Source organism: Streptomyces sp. NPDC000151, assembly GCF_040301705.1.
GTDB lineage: Bacteria > Actinomycetota > Actinomycetes > Streptomycetales > Streptomycetaceae > Streptomyces.
Map to the genome: position 1 here is coordinate 1 of NZ_JBEPFC010000180.1, position 13587 is coordinate 13587.

The 13587-nt window shown below is 74.9% G+C and carries 9 protein-coding genes and 5 tRNA genes; 8 read left to right on the forward strand and 6 right to left on the reverse strand.

All coding sequences use genetic code 11. The features are described from left to right. Window positions 1–285 precede the first annotated feature (285 nt). The 3 genes from cobT (at window position 286) to ABT381_RS31810 (ending at window position 6347) form a co-directional block, all read left to right on the forward strand. Window positions 286–3507 carry a nicotinate-nucleotide--dimethylbenzimidazole phosphoribosyltransferase gene (gene cobT / locus ABT381_RS31800; protein ID WP_502965728.1) on the forward strand — a complete coding sequence of 1074 codons (3222 nt, stop codon included), beginning with the start codon at window positions 286–288 and terminating at the stop codon, window positions 3505–3507. Between the two features lie 426 nt (window positions 3508–3933). Then, window positions 3934–5175: a uroporphyrinogen-III C-methyltransferase gene (gene cobA / locus ABT381_RS31805; RefSeq protein ID WP_351600336.1), complete on the forward strand. Its 1242-nt coding sequence runs from the start codon at window positions 3934–3936 to the stop codon at window positions 5173–5175. A 350-nt stretch (window positions 5176–5525) separates the two neighbouring features. Then, a complete protein-coding gene (locus tag ABT381_RS31810) occupies window positions 5526–6347 on the forward strand; it encodes a TrmH family RNA methyltransferase (protein ID WP_351600338.1) in 822 nt (273 codons plus the stop codon). A 118-nt stretch (window positions 6348–6465) separates the two neighbouring features. Here the strand turns inward: ABT381_RS31810 and ABT381_RS31815 are convergent, their stop codons facing one another. After that, window positions 6466–8148 (reverse strand): protein kinase domain-containing protein, encoded by a 1683-nt coding sequence (locus ABT381_RS31815; protein ID WP_351600341.1) that lies wholly within the window; start codon window positions 8146–8148, stop codon window positions 6466–6468. A 605-nt stretch (window positions 8149–8753) separates the two neighbouring features. Between ABT381_RS31815 and ABT381_RS31820 the strand changes: the two genes are divergently transcribed. From ABT381_RS31820 to ABT381_RS31830, 3 genes are all read left to right on the forward strand, one after another. After that, a complete protein-coding gene (locus ABT381_RS31820) occupies window positions 8754–9017 on the forward strand; it encodes a hypothetical protein (protein ID WP_351600343.1) in 264 nt (87 codons plus the stop codon). A gap of 306 nt (window positions 9018–9323) precedes the next feature. Then, a complete protein-coding gene (locus ABT381_RS31825) occupies window positions 9324–10253 on the forward strand; it encodes a phosphotransferase family protein (RefSeq protein WP_351600345.1) in 930 nt (309 codons plus the stop codon). A gap of 115 nt (window positions 10254–10368) precedes the next feature. Continuing rightward, window positions 10369–10659: a TFIIB-type zinc ribbon-containing protein gene (locus tag ABT381_RS31830; RefSeq protein WP_351600347.1), complete on the forward strand. Its 291-nt coding sequence runs from the start codon at window positions 10369–10371 to the stop codon at window positions 10657–10659. Between the two features lie 49 nt (window positions 10660–10708). On the opposite strand, the gene ABT381_RS31835 is transcribed toward ABT381_RS31830, so the two are convergent. The 5 genes from ABT381_RS31835 to ABT381_RS31855 form a co-directional block, all read right to left on the reverse strand. Next, a tRNA-Val gene (locus tag ABT381_RS31835) sits at window positions 10709–10780 on the reverse strand. A 43-nt stretch (window positions 10781–10823) separates the two neighbouring features. Further along, window positions 10824–10895 (reverse strand) — tRNA-Val (locus tag ABT381_RS31840). A 70-nt stretch (window positions 10896–10965) separates the two neighbouring features. Then, a tRNA-Val gene (locus ABT381_RS31845) sits at window positions 10966–11037 on the reverse strand. A gap of 1 nt (window position 11038) precedes the next feature. Continuing rightward, window positions 11039–11112: transfer RNA gene (locus ABT381_RS31850), tRNA-Cys, on the reverse strand. Between the two features lie 34 nt (window positions 11113–11146). Beyond that, window positions 11147–11219, reverse strand: a tRNA-Gly gene (locus tag ABT381_RS31855). Between the two features lie 189 nt (window positions 11220–11408). Between ABT381_RS31855 and ABT381_RS31860 the strand changes: the two genes are divergently transcribed. Both ABT381_RS31860 and ABT381_RS31865 read left to right on the forward strand, forming a co-directional pair. Next, window positions 11409–12482, forward strand: coding sequence for a chorismate-binding protein (locus tag ABT381_RS31860; RefSeq protein WP_351600349.1), 1074 nt, complete (start codon window positions 11409–11411; stop codon window positions 12480–12482). Next, window positions 12479–13303, forward strand: coding sequence for an aminotransferase class IV (locus ABT381_RS31865; protein WP_351600351.1), 825 nt, complete (start codon window positions 12479–12481; stop codon window positions 13301–13303). The genes ABT381_RS31860 and ABT381_RS31865 overlap by 4 nt, the downstream gene beginning before the upstream one ends. Window positions 13304–13587 lie beyond the last annotated feature (284 nt).

The window sequence follows — 13587 nt, forward strand, 5'->3', positions numbered from 1 at the left end:
CCGCAGCCGCCCGCGCGGCACGCGGGCCCGCCGACCGTGGGACCCGAGTACTTGGACGTACCGCGCGAGGAGCCGGGCGCGCTGCCGGAGGCGGCCCCGGGGCCGCTCCCCGAGGAAGGCGCTCAGCAGGCCGGCCCGCTGCCGCTGCCGGAACCGCAGCCCGAGCCGGCGCAGCCGGGTGGCGCGGCCATTCCGGCGCAGATGCCGGCTTGGGGGGCGGCGCCGGTGGGCGGTACGCAGGCCGGTACGGAGGCCGGTACGGCTGAGGTCGCTGCGGCGGCCGACATGTCTGTGACTGCTGAGGCGGTCGAGGCGCCGACCGGCGCGGAGCAGTCCGAAGCGGCGGTGGCGCAAGCCCCGGTGGCGCAGCCCGAGAGCGGGCCGCAGTTCGCGGAGGCGGCGGAGCAGGCACCGGCGGATGCCGCGGTGCCGGGCGAGCAGGAGCCCGTCGAGCACGGCGTCGCGGCACCGCTCGCCGAGACGGACGCCGCGGGGCACGACGCGCCGGGCCAGGCCGAGGCCGTACCGGACGAGACGCCCGCGGCGCCGGTGCCGGCCGCGGAGGCCGCTGCCGAGGCGGACGCCGACACCGATGCCGACACCGACGCCGACGCCGATGCCGACGCCGACGTACAGCAGAACACCACCGAGGGCGAGCAGGGCCCCGTCGAGGCCGCGCCTGCCGGTGCGGAGCAGCTCGCCGCGGAGCCCGCAGCAGAGGAACACGTGCACAACGAAGAGCAGGCCGTGACCGAGCCCCAGGCGCCCGTCGCCGAGGCACAGCCGGTCCAGGCCGCCGCGCCCGCCGAGGCGCAGGACGCCGCCGAGCTGCTGCAGCTGGGTGACGAGGTTCCGGAGGGCGCGACGAGCGCGGAGGGCACGGAAGGTGCCGAGGACGCGGAGGGCGCCGATGGTGCTTCTGCGGCTGACGAGTCGGTCGAGCCCGTCGAGCCTGTCGAGTCCGTTGAGGACGCTCCTGTAGCTGCCGAGTCCGTCGCGTCCGTCGAATCCGCCGAGCCTTCTGAGGCGACGGTGCCGCGGGCTCGGGCGTCGCGGTCGGCGGCCAAGGCGAAGGCCGCCAAGGCCGCGATCAACGCGGCCTTCGCGGAGGACACCGTCCCGGAGGTCACTCCGGAGGCCGCGGTCGAGACTGCCCCGGAGGCAGCCGTTGTGGCCGCCCCGGAGGCCGAGGTGGCGGCGCAGCCCGAGGAAGCGCCCGTCGCGGAGGCGGCTCCCACGGAGGCCGAGCCCGTCGCGGACGCGGCCCCCGAGACCGCCGAGCCCGAGACCGCTGAGCCCGAGGCGGAAGCGGTGCCCGAGGCCGTCGTCGAGGAGGCCGCTCCCACGGGCGAGACGGAGGAGACCACGCCGGTCCCCGACGTCCCCGAGGCCGAGGCCGACACCGCCCCCGCGGAGCCGACCGAGGCCGCCCCGGCGGAGGAGCCCGAAGCCGAGGCCGTTCCTGAGGCCGAGCCCGCCCCGGTACCGGAGACCGAGTCGGCCCCGGCCCCCGAGGCCGAGCCCGTCCCTGAGGCCGAGTCCACTCCGGTCCTGGAGACCGTCCCCGAAGCCGAGCAGGCCCCGGCCCCCGAGGCCGAAGCGCCCGCCACCGAAGCCGAGCCCGAGGCCGAGCCCGAGGCGGAGCCCGTCCCGGCCCTCGAAGCGGAGCCCGAGCCCCAGCCCCAGCCCGAGGCCGAAGAGCCCGCCCCCGAAGCCGAAGCGGAAGCCGCAGCCGACCCCGAGGCCGAGCCCGAGGCCGCCCCCCGTCCCGCCGACCCCGCTGCCGGTTACGGGGACGAGGAGCGGGCCGCCGTGCACCGTGTGATGCGGGAGCGGCGGGACATCCGTAACGGCTTCCGGAGCGACCCGATCCCGAACGACGTGCTGCTGCGCGTCCTGGAGGCGGCGCACACCGCGCCCAGCGTCGGGCACTCCCAGCCCTGGGACTTCGTCGTCATCCGCTCCGCCGAGACGCGCGAGCGGATGCACGAGCTGGCGATGCAGCAGCGCGACGCGTACGCGCAGTCGCTGCCCAAGGCGCGCGCCAAGCAGTTCCGCGAGCTGAAGATCGAGGCGATCCTCGACACCCCGGTCAACATCGTCGTCACGGCCGACCCCACCCGGGGCGGCCGCCACACCCTCGGCCGGTACACCCAGCCGCAGATGGCCCCGTACAGCTCCGCGCTGGCCGTCGAGAACCTCTGGCTCGCCGCCCGCGCCGAGGGCCTCGGCGTCGGCTGGGTCAGCTTCTTCGACGAGCGCGAGATGGTCCGCGAGCTGGGCCTGCCCGAGCACCTGGAGGTCGTCGCGTACCTCTGCGTGGGGTACGTCGACGAGTTCCCCGAAGAGCCCGAGCTGATGCAGGCCGGGTGGTCCAAGCGCCGCCCGCTGTCCTGGGTCGTGCACGAGGAGACGTACGGGCGGCGCGCGCTGCCCGGTGCCGAGCCGCACGACCTGCTCCAGGAGACCCTGCAGGGCATCCGCCCGCTGGACGCCAAGGCGCTCGGCGACGCGTGGGAGCGGCAGAAGCGGATGACCAAGCCGGCCGGCGCGCTCGGCATGCTGGAGATCATCTCGGCGCAGCTGTGCGGCCTGTCGCGGAAGTGCCCGCCGCCCGTCCCGGAGCCCGCCGCGGTGGCGATCTTCGCGGGCGACCACGGCGTGCACGCCCAGGGCGTCACCCCCTGGCCCCAGGAGGTCACCGGCCAGATGGTCGCGAACTTCCTCGGCGGCGGCGCGGTCTGCAACGCCTTCGCGAACCAGGTCGGCGCCGAGGTCTGCGTCGTGGACGTCGGCGTGAAGTCCGAGCTGCCGGCCACGCCCGGGCTGCTGCCGCGCAAGGTGCGCCCCGGTACGGACGACATGACCGCCGGGCCCGCGATGTCCCGTGACGAGGTGCTCAAGGCGATCGAGGTCGGCATCGAGACCGCCCGCGACCTGGTGTCGGCCGGGAACAAGGCGCTGCTCACGGGCGAGATGGGGATCGCGAACACCACCGCTTCGGCGGCGCTGATCTCCGTGTACACCGGTACCGACCCCGCCGAGGTCACCGGCCGCGGCACGGGCATCAACGACGAGACGCACGCCCGCAAGGTCGACGTCGTCCGCCGCGCCCTGGAACTGCACCAGCCGGACCCGTCCGACCCGATCGGCGTGCTGGCGGCCGTCGGCGGCCTGGAGCACGCCGCGCTGGTCGGCCTGATCCTCGGCGGCGCGTCGCTGCGTACGCCGGTGATCCTGGACGGCGTGAGCGCCGGCGCGGCGGCGCTGGTGGCGCGGGCCGTCGCGCCCGAGGCGCTGGCCGCCTGCATCGCGGGCCACCGCAGCGCCGAGCCCGGCCATGTCGCGGCGCTGACCAAGCTGGGCCTGCGCCCGCTGGTCGACCTCGACCTGCGCCTCGGCGAGGGCACCGGCGCGCTGCTCGCGCTGCCGATCGTGCAGAGCGCGGCGCGCGCGATGCACGAGGTGGCGACGTTCGACGCCGCCGGAGTCACCGAGAAGGGCTGACCGCCCATGGGGGACGCTCCGCAGCGCCGGACCGCCCCCGCACCGGCGACGCCGTGCCACCCCTTCGGCATGGCCTGGCCGCCACGTGCCCGCGACTCCCGGCATGCCCGGCACGCCCGGGGCGCTCGGGGCGCGAGTAACCCGGTCGCCCTGGGCGCCACGCGCACCGGACATCCCGTCCGTCCCGGTCATCCCGACCGTCCCGACGTCTCGGTCATTCCGGACGCCGTGGGCGTGACGTGCCCCCGAGAACCGGGAGCATCCCGGCGTCCGGCCGCATCGGCGCCGCCCGCGCATGACCCCAGGCCCGCGGCCAAATAGGCTGTGGGCCGGGACGCGTGGCCGCCGCACCGGCCGCACCACCATCCTCACGCCGCTCCAGCGCCGAAGCGGCCCCGCATCACCCGCACAAGGAGCCGTACCGCCATGGCCGTTCCCTCCGAGCACGCCGCCTATCCCGTCGGCCTGCGCCTGACCGGCCGCCGGGTCGTGGTGCTGGGCGGCGGCCAGGTCGCCCAGCGCCGGCTGCCCGCGCTGATCGCCGCCGGCGCCGACATCCTGCTCATCTCGCCGTCCGCCACCCCCTCCGTCGAGGCCATGGCGGACGCCGGCGAGCTGACCTGGGAGCGGCGCGGGTACCGGCCGGGCGACCTCGCGGACGCCTGGTACGCGCTGATCTCCACCGACGACGACGCGGCCAACGCCGCCGCCTCCCAGGAGGCCGAGGAGCACCGCGTCTGGGCCGTACGGTCCGACGACGCCGAGGCGGCCACCGCCTGGACGCCGGCCACCGGCCGCAGCGAGGGCGTCACCGTGGCCGTCCTCAACACCGACGCCGCGGGCCGCGACCCGCGCCGCGCCGCCGCCGTCCGCGACGCCATCGTCGAGGGCCTGCGGGACGGCACGATCGCAGCGCCGCACCATCGCCGCCGTACTCCCGGCGTCGCGCTGGTCGGCGGCGGCCCCGGCGACCCCGACCTGATCACGGTGCGCGGCCGCCGGCTGCTCGCCGAGGCCGACGTGGTGATCGCCGACCGGCTCGGCCCGCGCGACCTGCTGGACGAGCTGCCGCCGCACGTCGAGGTCATCGACGCGGCGAAGATCCCGTACGGCCGGTACATGGCCCAGGAGGCCATCAACCAGGCGCTCATCGACCACGCCCAGGCCGGCAAGGCCGTGGTCCGCCTCAAGGGCGGCGACCCGTTCGTCTTCGGGCGCGGCATGGAGGAGGCCGAGGCGCTGGCCGAGGCCGGCATCACCTGTACGGTCGTGCCGGGCATCTCCAGCTCCATCAGCGTGCCCGGCGCGGTCGGCGTGCCCGTCACGCACCGCGGAGTGGCCCATGAGTTCACCGTGGTCAGCGGCCATGTCGCGCCCGACGACGCGCGCTCGCTGGTCGACTGGGCGGCGCTGGCCAAGCTGCGCGGCACGCTGGTGATCCTGATGGGCGTGGACAAGATCGCCTCCATCGCCGCGACGCTGACGCGGCACGGGCGCGCCGCCGACACCCCGGTCGCCGTGATCCAGGAGGGCACGATGGCCACCCAGCGCCGCGTCGACGCCACGCTGGAGACCGTCGGGGCGCGGGTCAAGGAGGAGGACGTCCGGCCGCCCGCCGTCATCGTCATCGGCGACGTGGTGAACGCCGCGAAGACCTTCGCTCCCTGACGCCCGCCGAAGCGAACGCCGAGGCCGAAGCGGACGCCGAAGCCGAAGCCCAAGCGGACGCCGAGGCCGAAGCGACGCGAGGGCCTTCGCCCCGTGAAGCCGAAGTGACGGTTCTCCACCTGGCCCCCCTTTAACTGGGGTTATACATGAGGTGCGGGCGCGGGCAGCGGTTGTCCACAGGGGCAGCCCGCCGCCGGTTGCCCAGAGGGCAGCCCTCGCAGCCCGCCCTCGCTTGCCCGCAAGGCAGCCCGCCTTAGTGCGGCAGCCGTTCCGGCGGCTGCCTGTAACCGCTGGTAACAAATGCGGTCCCCGGCATGGGAACCGCGACGACGACAAGGCACGATCGACCCGTGGCAGACATCATCACCGTCGACGACCCCGACGACCCCCGGTTGCGCGACTACACCGGCCTCACCGACGTCGAGCTGCGGCGGCGCCGCGAACCGGCCGAGGGCCTGTTCATCGCCGAGGGCGAGAAGGTGATCCGGCGCGCCAAGCACGCCGGGTACGAGATGCGGTCCATGCTGCTCTCGGCCAAGTGGGTCGACGTCATGCGGGACGTGATCGACGAGGTGCCGGCGCCGGTGTACGCGGTGGACCCCAAGCTGGCCGAACAGGTGACCGGCTACCACGTACACCGGGGCGCGCTCGCCTCCATGCAGCGCAAGCCGCTCCCCGAGGCGAGCGACCTGCTCGCCTCCGCGCGCCGCGTCGTCGTCATGGAAGCCGTCAACGACCACACCAACATCGGCGCGATCTTCCGCAGCGCGGCGGCACTCGGCATGGACGCCGTACTGCTGTCACCGGACTGCGCCGACCCGCTCTACCGGCGGTCGGTGAAGGTGTCCATGGGGGCGGTGTTCTCCGTGCCGTACGCGCGCCTGGAGCAGTGGCCGCGGAGCCTGGAGACCGTACGGGAGGCGGGCTTCAAGCTGCTCGCGCTCACGCCCGACGAGAAGGCCACCGCGATCGACGAGGCCGCGCCGCACAGCCTGGAGCGGGCCGCGCTGATGCTCGGGGCCGAGGGCGACGGGCTGTCCCGGCAGGCCCTGGTCGCGGCGGACGAATGGGTCCGCATCCCGATGGCGCACGGCGTCGACTCGCTGAACGTCGGCGCGGCCGCGGCGGTCGCCTTCTACGCGGTGGCGACGGGGCGGCCGGACACCACCTGAGCCCGGTCGGTCCGGTTACTACGGGTGGGGGCGGCCCTCAGGGCCCGTCCGACGTACCCGGTGCGTGAGCGCCCGACGGGTGTGTGCCCGACGGGTGTGTTCCCGGTGTGTGAGCGCTCTATGGGTGCGTACGCGGTGTGTGAGCGCCCGGCGAGGGCGTGCCCGACGCGTGCGCGCCCTGGCTGTGTGCCGAGCCCCAGCCCGAGCCCGAGCCCGAGCCCGAGCCCAGTACGCCCAGGCCGCGAGTCGGGCCCTGGCAGCCCTGGGCCGCCGCGATGCCCAGCGCCACGAGCAGCGTCACCGTGACGAACACGATGAGCCGCTGGCGCAGCAGCCTGCGGTCCGGGCCCGCCGGGCGGCGGCCGCCCGAGGTCGTCCTGGCCGGACGTGAACCGTTTCGCCCCGCCGACCGCGCGCCGGGCACCCGGCCCGATGCCCGGCCGCCGGACCGTCCGTTGGAGTGCTGACCCGAGTTCGGACCCGAGTGCGGGCCCGAGGACCGGCCGTTCGATCCGGGGGCCGCTGACCTGCCGTTGGAGCCGGGGGAGGCCGAGCGTCCGTTGGAGCCCGCGGGGGCCGACCGGCCGTTCGAGCCGGGGGAAGCGGACCGCCCGTTGGAGCCGGCGGGCGGCGCCGTCCGGCCGTTGGAGCCGGGGGAGGCCGACCGTCCGTTGGAGCCCGCGGGTGCCGAGCGGCCGTTGGAGCCCGCCGCCGGCCGTCCGCCGTTCGCGCTCGGCGCCGGGGGCCAGCTGTCGTGCGTGCCCGCCGCCGACCGGGAACCGGCCGGACGGGAGACCGAGGGGCGCGAGGAGGACTGCGGGCGCGGCGTGCCCGTGCCGTGGCCCGGCGTGTGCCGCTCGTCCGCGCGCTGGCGTACGAAGTCCTCAGCGCGGCGCCCGCCGGGCCGCTCGGGCCCGCCCCGCTCCGTACGGAGCAGCGTCTCGCCGGGCAGCCCGTCCACCGGCCCGTCGGACAGCCCGTGCGCCTCCCGCGCGGCGATCTCCTTCAGCCGCAGCGACAGCGTCAGGGTGCTCGGCCGCTCGGCCGGGTCCTTGGCCAGGCAGCCCGCCACCAGCGGCGCCAGCGCCTCCGGCACCCCGGCCAGCTGCGCCTCCTCGTGCACCACGCGGTAGAGCATGACCTCGGAACTGCCGTGTCCGAAGGGCGAGTCCGCGGTACAGGCGTACGCCAGCGTGGCCCCGAGCGCGAAGATGTCCGTGGCGGGCGTGACCGCCGCGCCGCGCACCTGCTCGGGCGCGAGGAAGCCGGGCGAGCCGACGGCGGTGCCGACGTGCGTGAGCGTGCTCGCGCCGGTCGCCCAGGCGATGCCGAAGTCGATGATCCGGGGGCCCTTGGGGGACAGCAGGATGTTCGACGGCTTCAAGTCACGGTGGACCACGCCCGCGTCGTGGACGGCGAGCAGCCCTTCGGAGAGCGCGGCGCCGATCGTGGCGACCTGCGCCGGCGGCAGCGGGCCCTCGTCGTTGACCTTGTCGTGCAGCGAGGGGCCCGGGACGTACTGGGTCGCGAACCACGGCCGGTCCGCGTCCAGGTCGGCCGCCACCAGCCGCGCCGTGCAGCCGCCCCGGATGCGCCGCGCGGCCTGCACCTCGCGCGCGAACCGGGAGCGGAACTCGTGGTCCTCGGCCAGGTCCGGGCGGATCACCTTCAGGGCCACCCGCTGGCCGCGCTTGTCGGACCCGAGGTAGACCACGCCCATCCCGCCGGCGCCCAGCCGGCGGTGCAGCCGGAACGAGCCGACGACCCGCGGATCCTCGCGCCGGAGCCGCATCATCGCCATGTCCGTCCCCTACCTGCGGTGGGGAGGCCCCACTCCGCTGCATCCGTCTGACGTGCCACAGCTTACGGATTGACGGGGCGCTGCGCTGTCAGGCCGCGCATGCGTCGGCCATGGATTGCCGGCGGCGGGCGGGCGGCGTGCGCGCGGGACCCGGAATCGGCGTCCGTACGCGCCGAGTTCCGCGCCGCGCTCCCAAGCGTCGGCTACGGCACGGAGTTTGAGGCACGGACAGGTGGCGGTCCGCCAGCGGTGCCGCTGCGGGGGTACGGGGACGGCGCGGCCCGGTGCGGCGCGGCGGCCCGGCGGGGGACCGGGACGGCGGCCGGCGGGGGAGCCGGGTGCGTGACCGAAGTCACGCGAAAGGGCCGTCTCCGGGCGCAGTCGGACACCCCCTCCGGGATCTCCCCGAAAGCCGGTGCCGGATCTCCACCCACGGGAGTAGATACGGGGCCGCGCCGTCATCCTCCCGGAGGCCCGCCGATCGGTACGTCGGGCTGACGTCCGGGGGTCGCCGGCTGCCTAGTGTGGAGGTCAGGCGGTGGGCGCGAGCACTCGTCCCCCGAGGTTGGACGCCCACCGCTGCCAGAACGACGGGAGACGGGGCGATGGCGGACACGGCGGGACGCACGGTTTTCCGTACGCAGACGGTTCTCCGTACGCAGACGGCTTTCCGTGCGCAGACGGTTCTCCGGGCGCAGGGGCGCAGGACGGCCGCCGCGTTCGGTGTCCGGCAGCCGTCCGGCACCCGCCATCCGCTGGTGGCGGTGGCCATGGTGCTGCCGCTGGCGGCGCTACTGGCCGTCGTCTTCGGCGGCTGGGACGCCGTCGTCACACAGGCGTCGTCCGTGGCCGGAATGCTGGGGCGCTGACGCGCCGGTCCCGGAAGAGCGGTCCGGGACCGGAGGCGTACGGCGCTCCGGGGACAAGACTCCGGCCGATTGACCCCGTGGGGACGGGGGTGCGGCGGACGGCACGAACGGCCGGGCATCTGGGGAGATGCCCGGCCTTCGCGCGTCCGGGGCCGGCCGCTGGACGCCAGGGTTCCTCCGCGTAGGCCCGGGAGACCGCCGGGTGCCGGGGCCCTGGCGTACGCCCAGGTGGCGCTGCGTACGATCCCTGCGGCGGGGCCGACCGGCGTGCTTCGCACGAACCGGTCCACGCGCCGAGGGGGAACGATGTCCCGCGCCCTGATACGCCGCCTCGCGGCGCTCTCCGGAGCCTCCGGGCCCGGGGAGCCCGTCGTCCTCGCCGACCGGTCCGACGGGACGGTGGTGAGCGGCGGGCGAACCGTCGCCAAGGCGCACGCGCCCGACTGCGACGCCGCCGCGCTCGCCGTCCGGCTGCGCATCGCCGCCCACCCCCGCCTGCACGGCACGCTGCTGCCCCCGCTGCCCGTCACAGGGCCGGACGGCTACCTCGTGCGGTACGACGACGGGCGCCCGCTCACCCGCTGGCCGTACGGCCGGCCGGTCGCGCCGGACGACCCGGACGCCGCGCCCTGGGAGGACGCGGCCCGGCTCCTTGCCCGGCTGCACGCCGTGGACCCGCGCACGCTGCCAGGGCCGGTCCCGCCGATGCGCGGCCCCGCCAAGGCCGCCCGCGCGCTGGCCCGGATGCGGGCCGCGCCCACCACCGCCGTGCCGTCCCTGGCGGCCGCGGTACGCGCCGTCGAGGGCGGCTGGGCCGCGCTGCCGCCCTGGGCGCGCGACGAGGCGCCCGCGCCGGGCCCCGGCCTGCTCTGCCACGGCGACCTGCACCTGGGCCAACTGGTGCGGCACCCCGTGCCGGACGGGCGCTGGCTGCTCATCGACGTCGACGACCTGGGCGTGGGGGAGGCCTGCTGGGATCTCGCCCGGCCCGCCGCCTGGTTCGCGAGCGGCCTGCTCGCCCCCGAGGTGTGGACGCGGTTCCTCGGCGCGTACCGGGCCGCCGGCGGCCGTGCCGTACGCCCCGACGGCGATCCCTGGCCGGAACTGGACGTCCCCGCCCGCGCCCTGACGGTCCAGACCGCCGCCCTGGCCATCGCCAAGGCCGCCCCGGAGGGACGTCCGCTGGACGAGGTGGAGGCCGCGCTCGTCGACTCCTGCGCGCGAATGGACTGGTGACAAGCTGTTACGCACCGGGGCAGTTGAGGCGCGATGCGAGTCGTAGGGTGAACACACCAACGGCGGACGGAGGTTCCGGCGCCGCCGCCGTGCGATCAGTAGGAGTTGAGCCGACATGCAGTGTCCCAAGTGCCATGCGCCGATGCACACGTACAACCGCAACGGGGTCCAGATCGAGCAGTGCGCGGGCTGCCGGGGGATCTTCCTGGACTACGGCGAGCTGGAATCGCTGACCCGACTGGAGTCCCAGTGGACGCAGCAGGCCCCGCCGCCCCCGCCCGCCGCCCCGCAGGCGTACCCGGCCGCGCCGGCCTGGGGCGCCCCGCACCACGGACAGCACGGCCACCACGGCCACCACGGCCACCACGGTCACCGCAGCTTCGGCCGGATGCTCTTCTCCTCCTGAGGAACGCAGAAGGGCCGGAGCGGATGCTCCGGCCCTTCTGCTTGCCGTGTGGACGATACTGGGATTGAACCAGTGACCTCTTCCGTGTCAGGGAAGCGCTCTCCCGCTGAGCTAATCGTCCTCGGGACCACGGTCACTCCGAGGAGCGGACCATGGGCACTGCGTGCGCGATACTGGGATTGAACCAGTGACCTCTTCCGTGTCAGGGAAGCGCTCTCCCGCTGAGCTAATCGCGCGGGGTGATCCGTATTAGATCATGGTCTTCGCGGACCGTGATCCTCGGGGATCGTGGTCCTTGCGGACCAGTGGACGATACTGGGATTGAACCAGTGACCTCTTCCGTGTCAGGGAAGCGCTCTCCCGCTGAGCTAATCGTCCTTGGAGGTGGAGACGGGATTTGAACCCGTGTAGACGGCTTTGCAGGCCGTTGCCTCGCCTCTCGGCCACTCCACCTGGAGTGCAGGGGTCGGGAAGATCCCCCACTCAGAGCGGACAACGAGGCTCGAACTCGCGACCTCAACCTTGGCAAGGTTGCGCTCTACCAACTGAGCTATGTCCGCAGGTGCCTCCCTCAGACTACCGCCTGAGAGCTGCTGTCTTCGGTCGGCTTCCGCTTTTCGCTTCCGCGTCCCGGCGACGTGTTGAACTCTAGCGGATTCCTGGGCCAGTACAAAAACGCGTTTGTGCAGCGTGCTGCGGTGCTCGCTCGGCCGGGGCGGCACCGGGGGCGCCGTCCTAGACTCGACGGCGTGCCCGACCTCCCTCCTCTGGCCCGCTTCGGCGGCCTGATCGCCTCCGACCTGCGCGACGTCACCAGCGACCCCGCCGCTCTGGACTCCACGGGCTGGTGGGCCGTGGTCGCCGACTTCGAGGGCCGCCTCGTGTGCGCGCGCTTCGGCGACGTACGGAAGGACCCCGGCTTCCCGGGCGGCACCACAGGGCACGCGCGCGGCGCGTGGCGCGGGCCCGCGCGCGCGGCATGGACCAGCTCCCTGGACCGCGCCGCCTACACCGCGGGCGTACGCCGGATACGCGAGCACATCGCGGCCGGGGAGGTCTACCAGGCGAACCTCTGCCGCATTCTCTCGGCGCCGCTGCCGGACCCCGAGCGCGCGGACGTGGACGCGCTGACCGCGCTGCTGGCCCGCGGCAACCCCGCGCCGTACGCGGGAACGGTCCGCCTCCCCGCGCACGGCGTCGAGGTCGCCACCGCCTCGCCCGAGCTCTACCTGCGCCGCACCGGCCGCACCGTCGAGTCGGGGCCCATCAAGGGCACCGGCCGCACCGCGGCGGACCTGCTGGAGAAGGATCACGCCGAGAACGTGATGATCGTCGACCTGGTCCGCAACGACATGGGACGGGTCTGCGCCACCGGCTCGGTGACCGTCCCCGCGCTCTGCGCCGTCGAGGCCCATCCCGGCCTGGTCCACCTGGTCTCCACCGTCCGCGGCGAACTGCGCGCCGGCGCCGGCTGGCCCGAGCTGCTGATCGGCACCTTCCCGCCCGGGTCCGTCACCGGCGCGCCCAAGCGCAGCGCCCTGGACATCATCGAGACCCTGGAGACCGCGCCGCGCGGCCCGTATTGCGGCGGCGTCGGCTGGGTCGACGCCGACCGCGGCACCGGCGAGCTGGCCGTCGGCATCCGCACCTTCTGGATCGACCGGCAGGCCGCCGCCGGGCCCGTCCTGCGCTTCGGTACCGGCGCCGGCATCACCTGGGGCTCCGACCCCGACCGCGAATGGGACGAGACCGAACTCAAGGCGGCACGGCTGCTGGCGGTAGCGTCGGAGACGTACGAGACAACTGGAGGAGCGACGCGATGAAGATCTGGCTCGACGGGGAGCTGCGGGATGCCGACAGCGCCCGGGTCTCCGTCTTCGACCACGGACTGACGGTCGGCGACGGGGTCTTCGAGACCCTGAAGGCGGAGCACGGCCGCGCCTTCGCGCTCACCCGGCACCTCCACCGGCTGACCTCGTCGGCGCGGGGCCTCGGCCTGCCCGACCCCGACCTGGACGAAGTACGCCGCGCCTGCGACGCCGTGCTCGCCGCCAACCCCATGCCGCTCGGCCGGCTGCGGATCACCTACACCGGCGGCCACTCGCCGCTCGGCTCCGACCGCGGCGAGGCGGGCCCCACCCTCGTCGTCGCGCTCGGCGAGACCGCCCGCAGGCCCGACACCACGGCGACGGTCACCGTCCCCTGGACCCGCAACGAACGCGGCGCGCTCACCGGCCTGAAGACCACCTCGTACGCCGAGAACGTCGTCGCGCTCGCCCGCGCCCGGCAGCACGGCGCCTCCGAGGCGCTGTTCGCCAACACCGTGGGACAGCTCTGCGAGGGCACCGGCTCGAACGTCTTCGTCGTGCTCGACGGCGAACTGCACACCCCGCCGCTGGAGTCCGGCTGCCTGGCCGGCATCACCCGCGCGCTGACCATCGAATGGACCGGCGCCAAGGAGACCGACCTGCCGCTCGCCGCGCTGGAGCAGGCCGAGGAGATCTTCCTGACCTCCACGCTGCGCGACGTCCAGGCGGTCACCCGCAACGACGCCCGGCAGCTCGGCACCGACCCGGGGCCGGTCACCGCCAAGGCCATGCGGATCTTCGCCGAACGGTCCGCGGCGGACGTCGACCCGCACTGAGGAAGGAGCCGAGGAAGGCCGGCCCGCGCCGCGTAAGGTCACCAAGCGGGGCGCCGAGGGCGGCTGACCAGGCCGATGACTGAGCGGCCGCCCGCGGGATAGAACAACAGCGTGACCACAACGCTGCGCCCCACCGGACCGGAAGAGCGCCAGGAGGGCGGCGTCCGGGCCCGTACGTACGACGTCTGCGTCAACAGCCGCCCCGTGGGGCGGCTCCGGCTCGCCACCGACCCGCGCGCCGCGCTGCCCACCGGCCGCCTCGCCGACCTGTGGATCGACGAGCC

Coding starts and splice junctions, on each gene's coding strand:
- cobA (WP_351600336.1), top strand. CDS start 3,934: ATGGCCGTTCCCTCCGAGCACGCCGCCTATCCCGTCGGCCTGCGCCTG.
- ABT381_RS31815 (WP_351600341.1), bottom strand. CDS start 8,148: ATGGCGATGATGCGGCTCCGGCGCGAGGATCCGCGGGTCGTCGGCTCG.
- ABT381_RS31820 (WP_351600343.1), top strand. CDS start 8,754: ATGGCGGACACGGCGGGACGCACGGTTTTCCGTACGCAGACGGTTCTC.
- cobT (WP_502965728.1), top strand. CDS start 286: ATGTCTGTGACTGCTGAGGCGGTCGAGGCGCCGACCGGCGCGGAGCAG.
- ABT381_RS31825 (WP_351600345.1), top strand. CDS start 9,324: ATGTCCCGCGCCCTGATACGCCGCCTCGCGGCGCTCTCCGGAGCCTCC.
- ABT381_RS31830 (WP_351600347.1), top strand. CDS start 10,369: ATGCAGTGTCCCAAGTGCCATGCGCCGATGCACACGTACAACCGCAAC.
- ABT381_RS31865 (WP_351600351.1), top strand. CDS start 12,479: ATGAAGATCTGGCTCGACGGGGAGCTGCGGGATGCCGACAGCGCCCGG.